This window comes from Neobacillus sp. BP17 (genome assembly GCF_059579525.1).
Map to the genome: position 1 here is coordinate 4,208,738 of NZ_CM184198.1, position 21,345 is coordinate 4,230,082.

Consider the following 21,345-nt stretch of genomic DNA (forward strand, 5'->3'; position numbering starts at 1 on the left):
CAGAAAAACCCTTCTCATTTCGGAGAAGGGTTTTTCTATATCGTCTCCCCTAATTGCTAAAATCCATTCAAAAATGGATTACTATCCATTTCTGCACCAATGGTTGTCACAGGTCCATGACCAGATAATACATACGTATCCTCAGGTAATACAAGCAGTTTATCGTGGATACTTTTTAATAACTGTGATGCGTTCCCTTCCATTAGGTCTGTACGGCCAATACTGCCTTGAAAAAGGGCATCTCCAGAGATAACAAACCCTTGCTCTTTAAAATAACAAGAGATACTTCCTGGTGAATGACCAGGAGTATGAAAAATGCTAAATTCAAATTCGCCAATTTTCATAACACCTTCATTATTAATAATCTGATCAGCGGGATTGACTCTTATTGAATCCTGAATCATAAAAAATTGTGAACCATTTCGCGCAGGATCACCAAGCCAGTTTTCTTCCTTTTTATGAAGATATACTGGAATTTTATAAAAGTCCCTTACTTCATCTACACCTCCGATATGATCAAAATGTGCATGAGTTAGAATAATAGCAAGAGGTTTCAGTTTTCTATTATTCAACAACTGAATGAGCTTCTTCCCTTCACCGCCGGGATCAAAAATTAAACATGCTCGGTCAGAATTTTCTACGATGTAACAGTTAGTTTGAAGTGCCCCCAATGGAATTTGCTGCCATTTCATACTTTCGTACCTCCAATTGAATTTGCGATATCATTATTTTACACTAAGTTTTAAGCAGAGAGAAAGAATACAAATTCACCCGAGTTCTTTTTTGCTCTCGACAAACGAAAGAAAAAAATATAAAATAAGAAACGAATGTAAATAATATAGGTACATAATTTTCTTAAATTTGTTTGATGTATGCCTGCTTATCATAATAAAAGGGGGGGTTTCCATGGGTTTAGTAATAATTTTTGCTCTTGTAACCATTCTTGCTGCTTTCGGTGGACTTTCAGCACTTAAGAAAAAAAATTTCTTAGCTGCATTTTGGGGTGTAGCTTCATTTGTGGTTTTTGGCTGGTTTACAGTAATGACCATCATTAATTCTGGATTTCCAACAGGAACTCACTAAGAATTTTAAAAGACTGCCAACCGGCAGTCTTTTTATTTTACATGGAGTGAAATTGTCCTCGACGCACATATTACTTTTTTTGTAATCTCCTTAATTTAGTCCTCATTTAAAAGGCTAGTAACCCGGTCTACTTTATATTCCATGCTTCGCTTGACATCTCTTCTGTCATCAATACGAATCGTCGTAGCGACCCGATGGATTCCTTCAGAGAAGGGTACCTCGTGCATTTCTTGGATAACTTCAAATAGGATGGGAAGCTCACCTTCGATAATGGTATTCATGGGTGTTAATTGAAAACGTATTTTCCCTTCGTCTTGATATTTTCTCAAAACCTTTTGAACACTTGCTACATATTTACTTACACTAGGAGTTTCTGTTCCAATTGGAATAACAGTTACATCTACAATAGCCATGACTGAATACCTGCCTCTTTTAATTTTTGATTCAACGTGATTTTATCATAACAGAAGATAAAATAAAAAAATGACACTGTGTATCCTAGTGTCATTCTTTTATCAATTCATATATTTTCTTATGATTAAGATCAATAATTTTTTCAAACCGATTCCCATACAAAAGTGCCCCACCTGTAGGTGACAGTATCAATGGCTCATTTTCTAATCCTTCCATTATTAGCTCGCTGCGGCCATTTTTAATATTATAATTTAGAAGCTGGAAACCCTCTGAATAAGCATCCGATTCTCCGCTTGATAGGGGTCTTAAGGTTGTAAATTGTCCTTTTTCTTTATTATAGTCATAAAAAGGAACTAACCAATCTGAATACTTTGTTAATTGCGGCATTGAAAAAGTAGATAGTTTACGCAGGTCTTTATCATAAAATGAATAACTGGACATGGATTGGTTTTGTTCATTTAAGGTGATTGTCATGGTTAAGTCAGGAAATGCAGAAAAATGAATAACTGAAGAAAACAACTTCTTCTCCATTCCAGTATCTAAATTTCTACTATTAAGCGGTGCAAATAACGATGGCTGATCCACATTCCAACTAATCCAAGCTATCTGATTCGAAGCTATCCACTTCATAAAAGGCTGAGGCACATCAAGTTCGGTTGTGGTTGATTGTTCCAAATCCAGTAATAACACTTGAAAACTCCAATCCTCAGCAAATTTTGTTACTAAGACCCGAGATTCATTATATGGATTCCATTCAAATGCTAATTCATAGGATGGAAAATCCTTTTTAAAGATTACGTTTCCCTTCGTATCAATTATTGTAACTAATCCTTCAGCATTTGTTTTCGAAGCATGGATAAGAATACTTTTTCGGGATGGACTAATTTGTACATTGATAATGGGATATTCACTTTTATAAATTAATTCACTTTTACCTGTAAAGAGTTCGTAGCGGTATATACTTGAAGTTTGTTCTAGATTCGTAATATAGAGGATTTGTTTCTCAGAAAGCCAGCCGGCGAGTTTGGAAAATTCACCTTCAGGGATCGAAATTGGTAATTTCCACTTATCTCCTGAAGCAGTGGTAACAGGAGAATTAGTTTTTCCATGTTTAGAAGGAACTTTTTGTTTTACTTGCTCGTTTTGAGCGCATGCACCTAAGATGAGGACGGATATAAATAAATAGAGGATCAGAAACATTGGATATTTACTATTATTCCTTTTCAAAGTATTCAATACTTCCTCCTCTCTTATTCTCTCTCATAAATAAGTACGTTTTTTAAACTATATTGTTTCAATATTATAACAAATTTTTCAAAATAGGAAAAAAGCCATAATCATCTATTACAAGTATTACGGAAAGTAATAAAGGAAAAGCCACATATCTGCGGATTTTCCTTTATAGTCTGTTTATTGATTCAATTGATTTTTAATAAGCCAAGCAGCACCAAGCACACCTGCATCATTTCCGAGTGTAGCCAATGCTAGTTTTGTTGAGTCACGAACTGCTGAAAAAGCAAACTTCTCAAAATTACTTATGACTGAATTTAATAAAATATCGCCTGCTTTAGAAACACCGCCGCTAAGAACGATTTTCTCTGGATTTAGTGTATTAGCAATACTAGCCAATGCAAAACCTAAGTGAAAGGAAACCTCATTCAAAACGGTCTGAGCCAACTGATCGTTATTTCGTGCTGCATCAAAGACGTCTTTAGCTGTAATCGTGTGATTCTCAGCCATTATTGCAGTTAATTCACTTTGTGTTCCCTTAGCAAGTTCCAATCGGGCAAGGCGTACTATTCCTGTTGCAGAAGCAACTGTTTCTAGACATCCCGATTTCCCGCAGTTACACTGTGCACCATTAGAAGGAATGGCAGTAATATGACCGATTTCACCAGCTGCACCATTAATACCTTGAACAACTTTTCCACCAGCAATAACACCCCCGCCGACACCTGTTCCAAGGGTTACGCAAACAAGATCCTTTGCTCCATTGCCCGCTCCCATCCACATTTCACCCAACGCTGCACAATTTGCATCATTTTCAATTGCAGCTGGGAGTGATGTTGCGGTCTCGAGACTGTTCTTTAAAGGATAGTTATTAGGCCAGCCTAAGTTTACAACATTTAAAAGTATGCCCTTTTCATAGTTAACTGGACCGGGTGCTCCCATCCCAATTCCTATTAAACAATCTTTTGTTTGACCAAGTTCTGTTAATTTTTCATCAATTGCTCTTGCAATATTATGGGTTATGTTTTTTCCTTCATTCGTATTATCTGTTGGTATTTCCCATTTACGAACAATCTCTCCATCCATTGTTATAAAAGCTAGTTTAGTCGTTGTACCACCAAGGTCAACACCGACAATCCATTGTTTCGACAATAAAATCACCCATCTTATTTTTGACTTTTTTCTTTTTGAAATTGTATTTCATGCCTCAAAATTAATAATGCAGTTTGGAATTCTCTTGGTTCTATTAGTTGTGACTGATACAGTTCCTTTAATTCCATTTCCATTAATTCAAGGTCAGCAACCCGATCACCAATATAAATTATCGTTCCAAATCTCTTTAAAAATTGTTGAATATCATAAATTGTTTTCATCCTATATCTCCTAGTTATGTAATGGAGAAAAAATATTATCCAAGAAAAAGTATAACCCACCCCGGCATCTATCCTCAAGAAAATATAATCTTAGTTTTAGAGAAACTTCAATTCTACTCCCCATTATTGGAAGATTGGAGTTGGTGATTAATCTCTTGTAGTAAATCAGCATAATCCTGTTGTTTCGGATTAAGCTTCTTAGCCTGCTGTATATTTTCTTTAGCTTCTTCCAACTCTTTTTGTTCTAGGTTAATAAGAGCTAAATTATAAAACGCCTCATCAAAACTTGGATCTAGTTTTATTGCCTTTTCCAAATGTACCTTGGCTTCAGAGAGCATATCCTTCTTAATTTCTACGTAGGATAAGAGAAAATAAGTTCTCTCCGATACATTCACTGCATTTTTTTCAGATTCCTTTAATACGGTATATGCCTTATCATAATTGTTTTGTTTTATATATTCCTGTGCCATTAACAAACTGGAGTTTTCATCATGAGCTTTTCCAGATGCACTATAACCATACAATAAAGAACCCCACAACAATGCTGCAGATGCAATTAAAAATAACATTTGCAACAGTAACTTTTTTTTCTTCGGCAAGTGGACAACACCAGCGGCAAGGAATCCCCCAACCAATCCGCCTAGATGTCCTGCATTATCTATTCCAGATGCAGAGAACCCGATCATCAAATTAATTCCTAGCACAACAAGCAAATTTACTCCCATTGTTCGGAAAAATAATTTCGGGTAAATAACTCCAAAATAAAGTAAAGCGCCAAAACAGCCAAAAATTGCACCACTTGCCCCTGCTGATAAGTTCGCACTAAAGATAAAACTAGCAACAAAGCCTATAACTCCAGAAAATAAGTAAATCACTAAAAACCGAATACTGCCATAAATTCTTTCTACTTCTATACCAAGAAAGTATAAAGCTAGTGTATTCATCGCTAGATGGACAAAACCAATATGAAGAAAAACTGGCGTAATAAATCTCCACCATTCCCCATCAACAATCAATTGATTAACTTTTGCTCCATATTTAATCAAAGTGGATGTATTGGTGCTGCCACCATGTACTTGAAGCCAGAAAAAAACAGTAAGCTGGATTGCGATAAATACATAAGTGAAGAATGGTTTACCACTTAATAAAATCGCTCGCTCCGTCTTTACTTTTTTTATTGCATAATCTAAGGCTGCTTTCTTCATTAACTCAACATCTTCTTCTGAATAGTTTTCATTTATTGCAAAAGAAATATCAAGCGATAGCCTCTCGGATAAATGTCTGAAGCCTTCCTCGTATTGTCCCTGTGCAAATAGGACCGAGGTGACCATAGTCTTTTTTGCATCTGAATGGACAAAAGGCTTTGTAAGTCGAAATTCGTATTCATCAACAGGTGGAAATTGACTGACGTAGATGTTAACAACCTTCAACTCATGACGACCAATTTGTTTTCGAACTTTTTCTCCATTGGCAGCAGTAAACTCAATATCCCGCTGCATGGCATTACTCCAATCCAAATTATGATGCAGCATGCGAATGATAGGTGCTCTTTTATTTTCAAGCTTTTCGAGCCATAATTCTTTTTGATTTTCAAATAACTGAATAATACGATAACCATGATCAGATATCAATGAATAGGCCAAATTCCAAAAAATGAATCCTTCTTTATTACTCATATCCCCCCAACTTCCTATGTAAGAATAAGCTTTAGGCAAATCTGCTTTCATATTATTCGTCTATCCCTTATAACTTTCATTATAAACGAAATCTCTCGTTACAATAATTAAACAAGTTGATTATTTTTTGCAGTTAACTCTCCAAATCAAAACAAAAAACCATCTGTGGTTTTCACCATTCAGACGGTCTTCCAAACATCGATTGCATCATTTTTTGCTTTACTCCTGGAAAACTCATGATTGATCCTACAGCAATTCTGCGCATCCAACCAGATCCCAGCAGGACATTAATCAGTCGGAATTTATACTTATAAACCAAAAACCCTATCGAACCAATCATTAATATGGATGTTAGTATTCGAGACATCATCATCCCTCCTTTTTCTATTTTGTGATGATGACGATTAAATTATCCAATTAAAATGATTGAATTCTTATTAATAGTTCTTAAAGACAGGCTCCATTGTTTTCTTTAATACATTAACGGAATTCTCGAATTTTGTTTGCTCTTCTTGATTTAAATTCAGTTCAACCACTTGTCTAACTCCCTCACGATTAACTACGGCTGGTACGCCAATAAAAATATCGGTTTGTCCATATTCTCCATCTAAATACGAGGAAACAGTGAGGACTGAATTTTCATCACGGAGAATCGCTTTGGTCAATCTGACAAGACCCATAGCAATTCCATAATAGGTTGCACCCTTTCGCTCAATGATATGGTAGGCTGCATCCCGAACATTTAGAAAAATTTGATCAAGATCTGTTTTCTTAAAACCAGTTTTGTTTTTTGACCAATCACTAATGGAAGTTCCAGCAATCTCAGCATTGCTCCACACAGGCAATTCTGTATCGCCATGTTCTCCGATGATATAAGCATGCACGTTTCGGGTGTCCACATCAAAGTAATCTCCCAACAAAAAACGAAATCGCGCTGTATCTAAAATCGTCCCTGAACCAATTACCCGTTCCTTTGGCAACCCTGAAAATTTCCAAACCGCATATGTTAAAATATCTACTGGATTTGTGGCCACAAGGAAAATACCGTCGAAACCACTTGCCATAATTTCATCCACAATTCCTTTAAAGATTCTTGTATTCTTTTCAACCAAGTCAAGCCGTGTCTCCCCTGGCTTTTGATTAGCTCCTGCTGTAATTACGACAAGATCAGCCTGACCACAATCCTGGTAACTCCCAAACCATATCTTTGTTCGTGATGGAGAGAACGGTAATCCATGATTTAGGTCCATCGCGTCTCCTTCTGCTTTTTCCTTATTTAAATCAATTAAGACTAGTTCTTCCGTAATTCCTTGATTTAATAGTGCAAAAGCATAGCTTGAGCCAACAAACCCGGTTCCGATGAGGGCAACCCTATTTACTCGTCGATTTACCATGACCATTCCTCCATTTGAAAGTATAATAATACTATATCAAGTGCAATTGATAAGCTGAGCTACTTATTTAAGAACGTGATTATGATTGCAAATAGCGAAGCAAGAAAGCCTGAAAGAAAATTCACCATATCATTATCTACAAAGACCATACCTTTTATTCTAGCGGTTGGCATCTGACAATGGCTCTTCTTCTCAGTTTCAATACCACATTGCCCACATACATATAGCTGCTGATAAAAGGCCCCAATCAACGTATCAATGACATTCCCTATATATCCAAATAAAAACACCAGACAAGTTAAAAAAAGACCTAAATCAAAAAGCCAAAATCCTATAATTGAAATGAGAAAAGACCCTGCAAGTGAAGCCGCGCTTCCTAAAAAACTAATCGCTCCAGATGTCCCCTTTTCAACTCGCTTAAAGGTGCGTATGTATAAGGGGTCTTGTTTACTTAAACTGCCAATTTCCGAAGCCCATGTATCAGAATTAGCACTTGCAAGACACACTAAAAAGCCAATTAACCAAATCATATCATGATTAAAATAATGAATGATACTGAAAAGCCCCGCAGCACCACCATTCGCAGCAACTTGACGCCAATCTCTTGTAGCACCTTTTGCCAACTTTTCTTCTATTATGTACTTTGAACTACTCTTATATTTTGACCAAAAAGTTGATGAAGCAAAAAAAGCACCAAGCAGGTAAAGACCATTTATCCCGAATCCTAAATAAACAGCTAGTCCAACAATACTAGCTGCCAAAGCACCCGATCGAGTCAAGGATTTAGAGTGATATCCTGAAACAGATCCTAATAGGATAAAAATCACTATAATAATGGTTACAATCATTTTATTTTGATAACCTCATCGTTTGTAATAATTTTTGAAACAGGAATATCATGATCCTCTACGTGTAATTGTGGAACCAACTGCTCAGCAAAGGCAAGTGATAGGGTTTTACCCGGGTAATTTTGTAAATAACGATCATAATACCCTCCGCCAAAACCCAAACGGTAGCCTTCTCGTGTGTAGGCCAAACCGGGAACTATGATTAAGTCAATCCTATCAGCGTTCATTTGATTTGTTAATGCCTCAATTGGCTCTAGTAAACCATAAAATACTGTTTCAAGTTGAGAAAAATCAGTGATTGCTCTAAAAGTCATTTTCTTTTCTTTGGGGTCACATTTTGGGACAACCACTTGTTTCCCTAATTCCCATGCTCTCTCAATAATTTGATAGGTATCAACTTCTGGCTTTTTTGATATGGTTAGACCTATCACTTGTGCTTGTTTCCAATCTTGATCTTCATAAAGCCTGGAAGCTATATTATTTGAATAATGTTCATATAAAGGTTTTGTAAGACTGGAAAGTTTCTCTTTCATATCCTTACGAATAGACACTTTATTATTCATCACAGGTATCACCCCTAATTTTTAGGCTCTGCTAAAGTTGCCTGATGATTTCCGCTCCAGGCACTTCGCTTTCCGCGGGCGGGCCGGGGAGCCTCCTCGTCGCTGCGCTCCTGCGGGGTCTCCCCTGCCCCGTCCTCCCGCAGGAGTCTTCGTGCCTTCCACTGCAATCATCAGAGTTCCAAATAAATAAAAGCTTAACACATCCAATTTTTAGACAACAAAAAAAGCAGCAGGAAGCCCTACTGCTTATTTTGTTTCACGGTGTGCTGTTGTACGTTTTTCTCTTGGGCAATATTTCTTAAGCTCAAGACGATCTGGATTATTACGTTTATTTTTTGTTGAAATATAGTTACGATCTCCACACTCAGTGCAAGCTAATGTAATATTCACGCGCATGTTTATTTCCCTCCAAACAATTAAGCATTTCATTCATACGACTTATCCATAATATCATTTTTTAAAAGGAAATGCTAGTATGTTTTTTTTAGATAATTATTGCTTTCATTCCGCTTGCTTTAAAAGTACTTGCTCCAAAGAGAGTAATTCATTTTTATTAGACCCGGTAATCGTCCACGTGTTCATTTTTCCATTCTCCTGCGGATCTAACGACATTTTTATCGAAAAAATACTAGAAGCGGGAGTTTTTGCCATTGGCAGGTAATTTAGGCTCCCTTTATGAAGCGAATTCCATATTTGATCAGTAAAAACCTTCCATTGTGGCATGGCTGTGTATTCCTTCATTCCAACTCCATTATGTTCTCCATTTACCAGATAAATATTATTATTGGCATGATGGAAGATTCTTTTATCTACCGGTGATACAAAGGCAAGATTGTCTTGAATAACAATTGGATAGTAGTGCATGGCCAAAACATGAATCTCTTTCATTTCCTTGCTGTGATTACTAATATAAACGCTTGAATATCGAATTTTCGAGTGAAGCTGCTCTTCTTTCACTTTGATTATTATTTCTTCGTTATGTAAAACCTTTTCTTTACAATCTTGGAGCCAAACGTACTTTCCGTTTACCCATAAACCAGGAATAAACTGAAGTGTTTCCTGTGGAAAAAGGGGGCTAATTTTTTTTTGTTGCGGTTCAATTATATTCATCTAATTACACCTTTTTATTCATTATAGTGGTTCATTTGCATATGAAGTAATTTTCAAATTATTCATAATAAATGATAATTTAATCGTACCACCAGTTGCTACCGCGCACAATAAACACAAATTGTCGTTTTTTGGAAACTTTGAGGCCCATAACTTTTTCCTATTATTAAAAAAAGATAAGGCAAAAAACTCCTTATCTTTTACAACTCTATGATCCTTTAGGCATTTAAATTAACTCGGGTTCCTGTCACGAGGTAAATGACATGTTCTGCGATATTCGTTGAATGGTCTGCGATTCTTTCGATATATCTGCAAACAAATGCCAATTGAATAATTTGGTTTGTTGCATGTGGATTTTGTGGAATATGACTCAACAATTCTTGTATTAAACGTCCAAACATTTTATCTACTTCATCATCTTTTTCTGCACATTTTTTTGCAACCGTAATATCCTCTGAATAATAAGCCTTAATCGAATCTGAAACCATCTCCAAGGCCATTTCCATCATTTTTGGGATATCAATGATTTCTTTAAAGTGTTTTTCATTACCAATATGCAATGCTGATTTAGCAATATTTACTGCTATATCTGCAAATCGCTCAACCTCAGATGATACTTTTAAAGCTACATTTATTTTCCTTAGATCCGTCGCAACGGGTGATTGTCTTGCAATTAATAATAATGCCTTATCATTTATTTCGTATTCTAAATCATCGATTTCATTATCACCATCGATAACTTGGTTAGCCTTTTCCATATCCTGATTAATAAGAGCAATCATCGCTTCCTTGATTGCATGCTCCGATTTTTCAGCCATTGTTAAAAGCAAATCTTTCAACTCTTTTAAATTGTTATCAAAAATTGCCCTTGTACTCATAGTAGACACCTCATCATCCGAATCTTCCTGTAATGTATCCTTCAGTCCGTTCGTCTCTTGGATTTGAAAAAATTGTCGATGTTGAATCTAATTCGATTAATTCACCCATTAAAAAGAATGCAGTCTTATCTGAAACCCTTGATGCCTGCTGCATGTTGTGGGTTACAATTACAATCGTGTATTTTTCTTTTAATTCTAATATCATCTCTTCGATCTTTAGCGTCGAAATTGGATCTAACGCAGATGTTGGCTCATCCATTAATATCACTTCTGGTTTGGTCGCCAGTGCTCTAGCAATACATAACCTTTGCTGTTGTCCCCCTGATAGTCCTAATGCAGGAGCATGTAAACGATCCTTTACTTCCTCCCATAACGCCACATCCATTAGTGATTTAATGACAATTTCATCTAGATGCGTCTTTTTTGTGATCCCATGTACTCTTGGTCCATAAGCAACATTATCATAAATAGATTGCGGAAACGGATTTCCCTTCTGAAAAACCATTCCTACGTGTTTGCGTAGATCGACGAGATCCACTTTCTTATCTAATATATTTTGGCCATTAATGTTAATTTCGCCCGTCATTTTTACATTTGGGACCATATTAATCATCAAATTTAGTGTTTTAATAAATGTAGATTTACCACATCCCGAAGGTCCGATGATTGCAGTAACCTCTTTCTTGTTTATCGGAAAATTGATGTTTTTTAATGCGTGATGCTCACCATACCATAAATTCAGATCTTTTATATCAAAAACCTGTCTGGTTAATGTTGAAGTTTCCACAACTTTTCCTCCTTATCCAAACCTTCCAGAGATATATTCCTCTGTCTTTTTTACAGATGGATTGGTAAAAATCTTTTCAGTATAATCATATTCAATGATATCACCACTCAAAAAGAAAGCAGTTTTATCGGAAATACGAGATGCCTGCTGCATATTATGGGTAACGATGATTATTGAATATTCCTTTTTTAAATCAACGATTAAATCCTCCACTTTTGCATTGGATATCGGATCCAGCGCCGATGATGGCTCATCAAGAAGCATGACTGTAGGTTTCATAGCAATCGTCCTAGCAATGCAAAGACGCTGCTGCTGCCCGCCTGAAAGGGATAGTGCAGATTTATGAAGCCTGTCCTTTACCTCTTCCCATAATGCTGCCTTTTTCAAACTCTCTTCTACAATTTCTTCCAGTTCGCTTTTCTTCTTGATACCAGCAAACTTAAGGGCATGCGTAATATTTTCATAAATTGATTTTGGAAACGGGTTGGGTTTTTGAAAAACCATCCCAATTTCCTTACGGAGAGCAACAACATCTATTTGCTCCGACAAGATATTAAGATCTTCATAAATGATTTCTCCCTCTGCCCTTGCACCGGGAATGAGATCATTCATTCGATTAATACTTCTTAAAAAAGTCGACTTACCACAACCTGACGGACCGATTAGAGCAGTAACTGAATTTTTTTCTATATCGATTGAAATTCCATTTACTGCTCGTTTTTCTCCATAGAATATTTCTAAATTATTTACCTCTAGGATTAAGTCATTTTGTAATTGACTGTTTGACCGAACAGCTTGGTTTACCATTTCCTTTTCCTCAAATGTTGTAACCATTCTATCTCCCCGCCTTTTATTTAGATGCAGTAGCTTTCTTATGAATCATACTTCCAATCCACCTAGCAAGTAAGTTAAATACTAATACCGATAAAACTAAAACAGCAGCTGACCCATTGGAAACTTCCTCAACATCAGGTATTAACCCTTGTGTGTTTACGGACCAAATATGAACAGCAAGCGTTTCAGCCGGACGAAAGATATTTAATGGTGATTGAGGGGAAAATGGATTCCAGTTTGCGTAATCAAGTCTTGGTGTTGAAAGACCAGCAGTAAATAATAGCGCAGCAGCTTCCCCAAATACACGCCCTGCAGCAAGAATCGCTCCTGTTAAAATAGACGGAAAAGCACTTGGTAATAAAACAGTTTTTATCGTATGCCACTTAGTAATCCCTAATGCTAGACTTCCTTCTTTCAACTCTCTCGGGACTGCACGAATAGCATCCTCGCTTACACGAACAATTACCGGTAAGTTGAAAACAGTTAATGCTAAAGCTCCTCCCAAAATGGTGTAGCCCCAGCCTGTTAAATTAACGAACATTAATAAACCAAACATCCCAATAACAATAGATGGCAGCGAAGCTAAAACTTCTATACAGGAACGAACCATATCAGTAATTTTTCCTGGCTTAGCGTATTCCGCCATATAGATCCCCCCGCCTATTCCTAACGGAAGGGCGATTAACATCGTAATAAATAATATATAAAACGAATTGAATAATTGGTCACGAATGCCCCCACCAGCACGTACATTGCTTGATGGAGTGGTTAAAAATTCAAGAGAAATATGTTTAAGTCCATTAACCAAAATATAATAAAATAAGCCAACTAAAATAGAAATGATTATGATTGCAATGGTAATAAATACGCCTGTAGCAATTCGATCTGCAGTTTTACTGTTCATTACATTTTCCTCCTTGATGATAGGTAGCGAATAAGGAGAATAAACGCAAACGACATGATTAATAATATTAAGCCCATTGACCAAAGCGTATTATTTTCTACACTGCCATAGGTTGTATGACCCATGTTTAGAGTAATAATAGTTGTTAAGGTTGCTGAAGCATCTAATAAACTTGTTGGCAAGTCTCTTACGTTACCAATAACCATTTGTACCGCAAGAGCCTCTCCAAATGCTCTTGCCATACCAAGAACAATAGCAGTTAAGAGGGTAGGTAATGCGGCAGGTATTAATACTTTTCGAATCGTCTGCCAGCGAGTAGCGCCAAGAGCATACGAACCTTCACGAAGATTTTTAGGCAGTGAACTCATCGCATCTGTTGCAATTGTTGTTACTGTTGGCAAAATCATGATAGATAAAACAATCGTTCCAGACAGCAAGCTAAAACCCAGTCCGCCCACATGCTCCCGAATAAAGGGAACTAATACTGTAAGCCCGATGAAACCATAAACAACCGATGGAATTCCAACCAAAAGCTCGATGACAGGCTGTAAAATTTTCCTCCCCCATGAGGGTGCAATTTCCGTCATAAAAATCGCTCCGCCAATCCCTAATGGTGCTGCAACCAAAGCTGATAAAAAGGTTACCGCAAAGGATCCAAAAATAAACGGTAATGCCCCATATTCCGGTTTTGCTAGATTTGTAGGATTCCAGTGTGTACTGGTTATGAACTCAATAAGACTTACACCATTTTTAATAAAGGATTGTAACCCTTTTGATCCTAGGAAAATGGTGATTGAGATGGTTGCAGATATCATTATGACAGCACATAGGATAACGAGAATTCTCCCGCGTATTTCCCCATCCAGCCAATTTTTCTTAGACTTTAATAATCTAGCTTTTGCAGGTTCTAATTTTTCCATAATGCACCAAACACCCCTAAAATACGTCATAATAGGGTAAACGCCTACTTGCATTTACCCTTTTATTTTCAACCTGTTGTTATAGGTCTTTTTGATTCCCTTCAGCATCGCGTTCTACTTTCATTTTTGTGACAGGAAGATATCCTTGTTCTTTTAATAAAGTGTTTTGGATATCATCAGACATTAAATAGTCAAGGAACGCTTTGGCAAGATCTGTTGCCTCGCCCTTTGTATAAGAGTGTTGATAAGCCCAAATCGGGAAATGTCCAGATTGTACATTTTCTTCTGTTGGTTCTACTCCATCAATAGCAAGTGGTGTGACAGAATCGTCAGTGAAGTATGAGAATGCAAGGTAACCAACTGCACCATCAGTTTCATTAATAATCTTTTTAACTGTGTTTGATGAATCTTCCGTAATACCTTCCGCAGGTGTTGCTCCATCAAGGGCGAATTTATTGAATACTGCACGTGTACCTGAAGAGTCTGGACGGTTTACTAGAACGATCTTTTGATCAGCACCGCCAAGTTCTTTCCAGTTTGTAATTTTACCAGTGAAAACTTTAATTAAATCCGCCTTTTTAATTTCTTTAATACCAACTTTAGGGTTAACAGCAGCAGTCATGCCCACAACAGCTACTTTATGGTCAACAAGCTGGTCAGCAGGGATTCCTTCTTTTTCTTCAGCAAATACATCAGAGTTACCAATTTGAACAGACCCTTCAGCAACTTGCGATAAGCCTGTACCAGATCCACCCGCATTTACCTGAACATTGACATTTGGATTTTCAGCCATAAACTCTTCAGCAGCAGCTGCAACTAATGGCTGCATCGCAGAGGAACCTGAAACAGTTAACGAGCCCGAAAGTTCAGCATTTTTACTATCTTTATTAGAAGTTCCTTCATTTTTATCAGTAGAAGCTCCTCCACCACATGCAGCAACAAGTACCATTAATGCTGCTAGAGTAAGTGCTAGACCAATTTTTTTATAACTTTTCATTGGTTTAATTCCCCCTGTGAATTTAAGTTTGTTTTTGATTTGTTCTGCCTTACATGTATAAGAATAAAGCTAAAATGTTAACTGAGTTTTAATCTTGTGTAAAGGTTATGTAAATGAATATTGAGTTTTTGTAAATCATGAATAAAAAAATAACACCCGTCTCCGACTTGAGAGACAGGTGTTAGGGATGTTGAGTTTACTCGTTATTACTTGTGGTTTCTTCCTTTTGTTCAGATGTTGATTTTTTATCCTTTTCTTGACGCTCTTTTTTTAAATCAAAATAAGCATCCAAGACTCTTCGCCCTATTAGGTTATTAATACTTGGACCGCTGTTTCCTTGATATGCCCATGGTACGACCACTGCCATGGCTACCTCTGGATCATTTGCAGGTGCAAAGCTGACGAGACTTAGATTCATTACTGGCGTCCCACGCTTTGATTTATCAGAACCATCATAAAACGCCTGTGCTGTTCCGGTTTTTCCTGCAGGGCTATATTTTGCACTCTTAAAGTAGCTGACTGCCGTCCCATCACCAACTTGCATGACCATTCGAAAACCTTCTTGCACTCGATTAATCCATGATTCCTTCATATCCAATCGATTTAATACTTTAGGTTGGATTTCCTCGACAATCGGGCCCAACTCGTTATTTTCCATTACTGGCTCTCGAATTTCCTTCACTAAATGGGGCTGAATACGATTACCACCATTCGCTATCGTGGAGACATACTGCGCGAGTTGGATTGGGGTATACGTATCATACTGACCAATTGATAGGAAAAGGAGTAAACCAGGCGTTCTTTCCGGACCTGGAAAGCCGCTCATTTCATTAGGCAAGTCAATTCCTGTTCGCGTTCCTAATCCAAACTGACTAAATGACTGCCGCATCGTATCAAAGGCTGAATAATCGAGTGGTAATGGTTGATTTGCTCGATACTGTCCACCCGCCATTGCAATAACTGTTTTCCACATATACACGTTGGATGAAACCTGCAGTGCCCTTAAATCATTGATCCGGCCAAATGTTCTCCATGAAGACATTACAGGAGAACTAGCAATTCTCAAAGGCTCATCAAGTAGTGTGGTGCCTGGTTGTATGGCCCCTGTTTTATAACCAGTTAAAATCGTAGCTCCTTTTACTGCTGACCCCACATTGTAAGAAGTCGTAATATTTCCTCCGGCAAAGTCATTCATGACTGTTTTACCTTTTTTATCTTTACTAATTTGTTTTCCAGCCAGTGATAAGACTTCACCGGTATGAGGATCCATTAAAACGACAAATGCACGGTCGAGAAGGGCTGTATTTGGTTTTTGCTTTGCACTCCACATTTCTTCTTCGATGATATTTTCTACCTTCTTCTGAAGATCCATATCAATCGTTAAAACAAGATCTTTACCTCTTTTACCTTCTGAAACAACTTCTGTTGAAAGGATTTTTCCCGTTTTATCTGTTACATTTTTCACTTTTGCCTTTTGACCATGTAGGACATCTTCGTATTTTAATTCAAGATAACTTTTTCCAACTCGATCATTACGGCTATAGTCACGGGCCATATATTTTTCTAATTGCTCTTTGGGAATTCCTGCCTCAGAGGTAGTAACATCTCCTAATATTGACTTTAGTGTCTTCCCGAAAACATACTTTCGCGTCCAATCCGTTGTTGTATCAACACCAGGTAAATTTTCTAGGTTTTCACTGACCACCGCAAATTCTTCAGGTGTAACGTCTTTGTTTTTAACAATTTGTGGTGTTAAGGCATAACCACTGTTAAAGACTCTATAGATCGCAAGAGTTTCAAGCTCTTCACCGACAATACTTTTCACTTCTTCATCAGTTACTCGATCCACCTGAAGTTGATAAATTTGCTTATCATCTAACTTCTTTTGTTTATAGAGAGCCCATTCTTTATCAGTAATTTTTGCTTTTGCTTCTTCGGGATGTTTTGTAATCCAATAATCTTTTCTTTCCCGAATAGGGACTTTTTTTGCATCATCAGTTTTGTCAATAATTTTTGCCAATTTCGCTGCACTTTCCAACATTTCCTCTTGGGTTGTTTGTTGATATTTCGTATAAGTAATCGCGTTCAATGGTGTATTATCAACAATAATTTCCCCATTCCGGTCAAACATTTTCCCTCTTGGGACAGGGTTATTGACTGTTACATCTTCTGTCCGTTCAATTTCACGTTTAAAATCATCCCCAAAAACGATTTGTAATTCTCCAAGTCTAAGAATGAGGACAGAAAATAGTATGAATACCACAAAGAATAACATGTTTAAACGAAACGGCACATGTTCCTTCTTTTTTTTCTTTTTATTATTCAAGGGGTAAAAACACTTCCTTTTTCACGGCTTAAGCTTAACTTTCTCTATTTTATAGGATAAGTCTGCTTTTTTCTATGAAAAACCCTTACCAATTTATAAGGTAATAATGCCAATGAAAAAAATGGCGTTGAGTAAATAATTTACTCAACGCATTCCGGGGCTGGTAAGTGTACCCTTTTAAGAAAAAAATAGATGCATGAGTGCCCCGCACCTAAAATGAGAAGGAGAATGGGAATACTGTTCTCAGCTTTGAACCAAGTGATACCAACTAAAAAAGATACGATAGAAATGATCCTGCCCAGATTCAAGTATATTTCACGAACAACAATATATTCAATTCTCATTTCCGCAGCCTTCCATCCGGTTCCAATAACATCGTATGTAGTTGACATATATGGCACGAGTAAAAGCGGATAAGCGATTGCAATCATCCCGCCATAGATAAGCAATTTGACAAAACTAACGTCCCAAACAATTAACAGAACAGATGCATATAAAATAATCCCTCCAATAAGAATGGCTTTTTTTCGATTTTTTTGTTTTATTAAACGTGAAGCAAAATAATACGCTACGAATGATACTCCTGAATTAAGAAGACCGAATGTCCCAAGAGACATTTCACTTCCCGTTGAAAGGTAAACAAAAACAGAGATAACAAAGGCAAAGGTACCTTCCCTCAAGCCCTGAAAGAAGTTAGCATTTGTAATTAAACGCCAATTTTCATTTTGTTTTCTTTCATTTACAATTTTCATGAAGCAATAACTGCCTGATGATGGTCGTGGTTTCAATGAAAAACTCATAAAAACCGCCAGTGCAAATAAAGCAAGTGATAGTCCAAAAACAATCGTGTAGCCAGTATATTTTTCAAATTTTGTAATAATGATACCTGCAGCGATGGGGCCAATCATCCCCCCTGCAGATGATAATATCCCTAAAAAACCATTAAAAAAATCTCGGGTATCTGGTTCAGTTATTTCAAATGTTAATACATTGTAGGCAAGCCAATAAAAACCATACCCTACTCCTAAAAAACTTCCTAAAAGAAGTAAATAGGTTGAAGCATTTGTACCAAACACTAAAACCAATACATAAAATAAAGCTAAAAAAATAACCCCAATCCTAAGCACAATTACCCTGTCAATTTTTTTCGCCCATCGTCCTGCTAAGATAAATGTCAGCAATTGTAGAATCACGGTCGAAAGGTTAAAGAAGGCGATATCCGAGTATTTCCCCGTCTGTTTCCAAAGATAAATATTAACAAACGTGTTAGACAAAGCAATACTTAATGAGTATAGCCCTCCAATAACCAGCAATAGTAATAAATCTTTTGTAAGTGTAACATCACCCAGAATCTTAAATTTTTTTGCCATCAAAAACTCCCCTTTTATCTTATGGGTAGTCTTTAACAAGCTAGTTTTTCTTATTCACAAAAAAAAAGACAACCCTTGGGCTGCCTTTTTTCATTATCATTATTATTTAGCTTGGCTGTAGCGGTTTGAAACTTCATCCCAATTTACTACATTCCAGAAAGCGGAAATATAGTCTGGGCGTTTGTTTTGATAGTTTAAGTAGTAAGCATGCTCCCAAACATCAAGACCAAGAATTGGAGTTTTGCCTTCCATTAATGGAGAATCTTGGTTTGGTGTACTAGAAACTTCTAACTCACCATTGTTTACAGATAACCATGCCCAACCAGATCCGAAACGAGTAGTTGCTGCTTTAGCAAATTCTTCTTTAAAGTTTTCGAAGCTGCCAAATTTACTGCTGATTGCGTCAGCTAATTCACCTGTTGGTGCACCGCCGCCATTTGGAGAAAGGATTTGCCAGAATAAAGAATGGTTAGCGTGTCCGCCGCCATTGTTACGAACTGCTGTACGAGCAGCCTCTGGAACCGCATCCAAATTAGCAATAACTTCTTCAACTGATTTAGAAAGTAATTCTTCATTACCAGCTAAAGCGTTATTTAAATTTGTTACATATGTGTTATGGTGTCTTGTGTGGTGAATATTCATAGTTTCTTTGTCAATATGTGGTTCAAGTGCGTTTTCTGCATAAGGTAATTGTGGTAATTCAAATGCCATTTTAATTCCTCCTATGTATAAGTGATTTTATCGGCTTTAGAATTTCGAATATTTCTAAAGCTTTCCTCCTTAAGATACCAAAGTTGGTTATTTGTATCAAATAAAATGCTTAGGTTCTTAACATATTTACCATTCCCGTTCAGTAGGATATTATTCAAAAATATGTATTGAAGCCATCCATTCGTAATTTTTCGAAAAATTGTCACCTTTTACCTAAAGGGCAATCTGTCAACGATTTTTGTCATATCCAACTTTTGTCACTTCCAAATCCTGTAATAGCCATATTGACACTTAATAAATTATCTATTTAAATCAAAGGGAAGTGGTACATAAGGAGTGATTTTCTATGCAATTAAACTGTTCTTCTATATATAATTTATTAGTTGCTTTTTTTCAAAAAAAAGAACCTATTCAAAAAATAAAAGCCGGTTCAATCCTTTTTCAAGAAAAAGATGCTGCTCAGTATGTTTATTTATTACTTAAAGGGAGCATTTCACTTGGTAGAGTTCATTTACGCGGCAAAGATTTTATCTTAAAAATCTTAAACGATCAAGAATTAATTGTAGAATACCAACTTTTCAAGGAAAATCCTCATTATCAATTTTACGCAAAAACACTAACTGATTGTGAAATGATACTAATAAGAAAAGAGCAATTTGAAGATTTCATTTTAACAGACCCTGAGGCAATGAATTCTTTTGTTACATGGTTAAGTACAGGTTATTTAAAAGCACAGATGAAATGTCAGGACCTCATCATGAATGGAAAAAAAGGCGGTTTATATTCGATCCTTATTCGCTTATGCAATTCATATGGGATAAAAACAGAAGAAGGTATTCTAATTGACCTTCCATTAACACATCAGGAACTGGCTAATTTAACATTTGGAACACGTGAAGTAATTCAACGCTCATTAAAAGATCTGCGCGAAAAGAAGATTATCTCCTATGATAATCAGAAGTTTACCGTAAAAAAACTAAACTTCTTAAAAGAAGAAGTCGACTGCCAAAACTGCTCCTTTGAAATTTGTGGATTGAATTAATAGAAAAAAAGCCACCTAGGTGGCTTTTCAGACTGTCATCAAATCCGAAGGATTTCGGGTTTTAAATCGACAGTCTTTTTTGTTTGGCTACATTAAACTAGTCTGTTGATTTCCGTTCCAGGCGGCTTCGCTTTCCGCGGGCGTGCCGGGGAGCCTCCTCGCCGCTTTCAGCGTCTGCGGGGTCTCCCCTGCCCCGTACTCCCGCAGGAGTCTTCGCCGCCTTCCACTCCAATCAACAGGGTTATAAAATCATTAATGATCTCTAAAGCATGGCATGGCTTTTTTCTATTTAAGTACGACGATGAAAAAGAAGATGACCATGATGATTTGAATAATAGTTTTCGTGATAACACTACTTATGAAGCCAATCACTGACCCAAATCCAACTTTTAGGCTCTCCGTGAAACTTCTTTTGTTAAAAATTAATTCCGCTGCTATGGCCCCGATAAATGGACCAATGAGAATTCCTAAAAAAGGAATAACAAAAGGGCCAACCAAAATTCCAATCGTACTCCCCCAGACACCCGCCTTAGACCCGCCATATTTTTTAATTCCAATCATATTGGCAATGTAATCAGCAATAAAAAGAAGGACGATAAACAATCCTTGTATCAACCAAAAATACCATCGAAAGGGTTCAAAACTAAAAAACACACCATATAATAAAAACCCAGCTAATAAAAACAATACACTTGGAATGATTGGATAAACAAGACCTACAAACGCGACGATAAATAATAATATGACAATACTCCAATATACCATTTCCATTCTACTCATCCCTCATAACTTGTTGTTATTATTAAATGTATACATTCCTTCATACGATTAACCTTATGAACGGTTTCAAATTTTTTATAAATGGTATCATTCTTGTATATAACC

24 protein-coding genes are annotated in these 21,345 nt (G+C 36.7%); 2 read left to right on the forward strand and 22 right to left on the reverse strand.

Annotated features, from left to right (window positions below; all coding sequences use genetic code 11):
* Positions 1-56: 56 nt before the first annotated feature.
* On the reverse strand, positions 57-692 hold the full coding sequence (locus AC4QJR_RS20570; protein WP_496524025.1) for an MBL fold metallo-hydrolase: 636 nt from the start codon (positions 690-692) through the stop codon (positions 57-59).
* A 214-nt stretch (positions 693-906) separates the two neighbouring features.
* On the opposite strand from AC4QJR_RS20570, the gene AC4QJR_RS20575 reads away from it, so the two are divergent.
* Positions 907-1,083: a DUF2759 domain-containing protein gene (locus AC4QJR_RS20575; RefSeq protein WP_098571127.1), complete on the forward strand. Its 177-nt coding sequence runs from the start codon at positions 907-909 to the stop codon at positions 1,081-1,083.
* A gap of 95 nt (positions 1,084-1,178) precedes the next feature.
* On the opposite strand, the gene AC4QJR_RS20580 is transcribed toward AC4QJR_RS20575, so the two are convergent.
* The 20 genes from AC4QJR_RS20580 to AC4QJR_RS20675 form a co-directional block, all read right to left on the reverse strand.
* Complete coding sequence (locus AC4QJR_RS20580) at positions 1,179-1,496, reverse strand: MTH1187 family thiamine-binding protein (RefSeq protein ID WP_098571126.1); 318 nt, start codon at positions 1,494-1,496, stop codon at positions 1,179-1,181.
* A 91-nt stretch (positions 1,497-1,587) separates the two neighbouring features.
* Positions 1,588-2,733 carry a YqgU-like beta propeller domain-containing protein gene (locus tag AC4QJR_RS20585; RefSeq protein ID WP_496524026.1) on the reverse strand — a complete coding sequence of 382 codons (1,146 nt, stop codon included), beginning with the start codon at positions 2,731-2,733 and terminating at the stop codon, positions 1,588-1,590.
* A gap of 174 nt (positions 2,734-2,907) precedes the next feature.
* Positions 2,908-3,879 (reverse strand): ROK family glucokinase, encoded by a 972-nt coding sequence (locus AC4QJR_RS20590; RefSeq protein WP_496524027.1) that lies wholly within the window; start codon positions 3,877-3,879, stop codon positions 2,908-2,910.
* Between the two features lie 14 nt (positions 3,880-3,893).
* Positions 3,894-4,100, reverse strand: a complete 207-nt coding sequence (locus tag AC4QJR_RS20595) for a YqgQ family protein (protein ID WP_098571123.1) — start codon at positions 4,098-4,100, stop codon at positions 3,894-3,896.
* Positions 4,101-4,213: 113 nt separating this feature from the next.
* Positions 4,214-5,776, reverse strand: a complete 1,563-nt coding sequence (locus tag AC4QJR_RS20600; protein WP_496524028.1) for a rhomboid family intramembrane serine protease — start codon at positions 5,774-5,776, stop codon at positions 4,214-4,216.
* A 172-nt stretch (positions 5,777-5,948) separates the two neighbouring features.
* Positions 5,949-6,143: a protein YqgO gene (gene yqgO / locus AC4QJR_RS20605; RefSeq protein WP_496524029.1), complete on the reverse strand. Its 195-nt coding sequence runs from the start codon at positions 6,141-6,143 to the stop codon at positions 5,949-5,951.
* 70 nt (positions 6,144-6,213) lie between these two features.
* Positions 6,214-7,170 (reverse strand): L-lactate dehydrogenase, encoded by a 957-nt coding sequence (locus tag AC4QJR_RS20610; protein WP_098571121.1) that lies wholly within the window; start codon positions 7,168-7,170, stop codon positions 6,214-6,216.
* 59 nt (positions 7,171-7,229) lie between these two features.
* Positions 7,230-8,018: a DUF92 domain-containing protein gene (locus AC4QJR_RS20615; protein WP_496524030.1), complete on the reverse strand. Its 789-nt coding sequence runs from the start codon at positions 8,016-8,018 to the stop codon at positions 7,230-7,232.
* Positions 8,015-8,581: a 5-formyltetrahydrofolate cyclo-ligase gene (locus tag AC4QJR_RS20620; RefSeq protein WP_496526718.1), complete on the reverse strand. Its 567-nt coding sequence runs from the start codon at positions 8,579-8,581 to the stop codon at positions 8,015-8,017. The genes AC4QJR_RS20615 and AC4QJR_RS20620 overlap by 4 nt, the downstream gene beginning before the upstream one ends.
* A 246-nt stretch (positions 8,582-8,827) precedes the next feature.
* Entirely contained in the window at positions 8,828-8,977 is a 150-nt protein-coding gene (rpmG, locus tag AC4QJR_RS20625) for a 50S ribosomal protein L33 (RefSeq protein WP_015594975.1), read from the reverse strand.
* Positions 8,978-9,082: 105 nt separating this feature from the next.
* Positions 9,083-9,691, reverse strand: a complete 609-nt coding sequence (locus tag AC4QJR_RS20630) for a hypothetical protein (RefSeq protein ID WP_496524031.1) — start codon at positions 9,689-9,691, stop codon at positions 9,083-9,085.
* A gap of 218 nt (positions 9,692-9,909) precedes the next feature.
* Complete coding sequence (gene phoU, locus AC4QJR_RS20635; protein WP_496524032.1) at positions 9,910-10,569, reverse strand: phosphate signaling complex protein PhoU; 660 nt, start codon at positions 10,567-10,569, stop codon at positions 9,910-9,912.
* A 13-nt stretch (positions 10,570-10,582) separates the two neighbouring features.
* On the reverse strand, positions 10,583-11,356 hold the full coding sequence (pstB, locus tag AC4QJR_RS20640; RefSeq protein ID WP_496524033.1) for a phosphate ABC transporter ATP-binding protein PstB: 774 nt from the start codon (positions 11,354-11,356) through the stop codon (positions 10,583-10,585).
* 12 nt (positions 11,357-11,368) lie between these two features.
* On the reverse strand, positions 11,369-12,163 hold the full coding sequence (pstB, locus tag AC4QJR_RS20645; protein WP_496526719.1) for a phosphate ABC transporter ATP-binding protein PstB: 795 nt from the start codon (positions 12,161-12,163) through the stop codon (positions 11,369-11,371).
* 43 nt (positions 12,164-12,206) lie between these two features.
* Positions 12,207-13,094, reverse strand: a complete 888-nt coding sequence (gene pstA, locus AC4QJR_RS20650) for a phosphate ABC transporter permease PstA (protein WP_098571114.1) — start codon at positions 13,092-13,094, stop codon at positions 12,207-12,209.
* Complete coding sequence (pstC, locus tag AC4QJR_RS20655) at positions 13,094-14,014, reverse strand: phosphate ABC transporter permease subunit PstC (RefSeq protein WP_496524034.1); 921 nt, start codon at positions 14,012-14,014, stop codon at positions 13,094-13,096. The genes pstA and pstC overlap by 1 nt, the downstream gene beginning before the upstream one ends.
* Before the next feature lie 79 nt (positions 14,015-14,093).
* Positions 14,094-15,011 carry a phosphate ABC transporter substrate-binding protein gene (locus AC4QJR_RS20660; RefSeq protein ID WP_496524035.1) on the reverse strand — a complete coding sequence of 306 codons (918 nt, stop codon included), beginning with the start codon at positions 15,009-15,011 and terminating at the stop codon, positions 14,094-14,096.
* A gap of 196 nt (positions 15,012-15,207) precedes the next feature.
* Complete coding sequence (locus tag AC4QJR_RS20665; RefSeq protein WP_496526720.1) at positions 15,208-17,286, reverse strand: peptidoglycan D,D-transpeptidase FtsI family protein; 2,079 nt, start codon at positions 17,284-17,286, stop codon at positions 15,208-15,210.
* Positions 17,287-17,477: 191 nt separating this feature from the next.
* Positions 17,478-18,707 carry an MFS transporter gene (locus tag AC4QJR_RS20670; protein ID WP_098571111.1) on the reverse strand — a complete coding sequence of 410 codons (1,230 nt, stop codon included), beginning with the start codon at positions 18,705-18,707 and terminating at the stop codon, positions 17,478-17,480.
* Between the two features lie 102 nt (positions 18,708-18,809).
* On the reverse strand, positions 18,810-19,418 hold the full coding sequence (locus tag AC4QJR_RS20675) for a superoxide dismutase (RefSeq protein ID WP_098571110.1): 609 nt from the start codon (positions 19,416-19,418) through the stop codon (positions 18,810-18,812).
* Positions 19,419-19,764: 346 nt separating this feature from the next.
* Here AC4QJR_RS20675 and AC4QJR_RS20680 point away from each other — a divergent pair, with 346 nt between their 5' ends.
* Entirely contained in the window at positions 19,765-20,460 is a 696-nt protein-coding gene (locus AC4QJR_RS20680; RefSeq protein WP_098571109.1) for a Crp/Fnr family transcriptional regulator, read from the forward strand.
* A 285-nt stretch (positions 20,461-20,745) separates the two neighbouring features.
* Here AC4QJR_RS20680 and AC4QJR_RS20685 read toward each other — a convergent pair whose 3' ends face one another.
* Positions 20,746-21,231 carry a DUF456 domain-containing protein gene (locus tag AC4QJR_RS20685; RefSeq protein WP_496524036.1) on the reverse strand — a complete coding sequence of 162 codons (486 nt, stop codon included), beginning with the start codon at positions 21,229-21,231 and terminating at the stop codon, positions 20,746-20,748.
* Between the last annotated feature and the right edge of the window lie 114 nt (positions 21,232-21,345).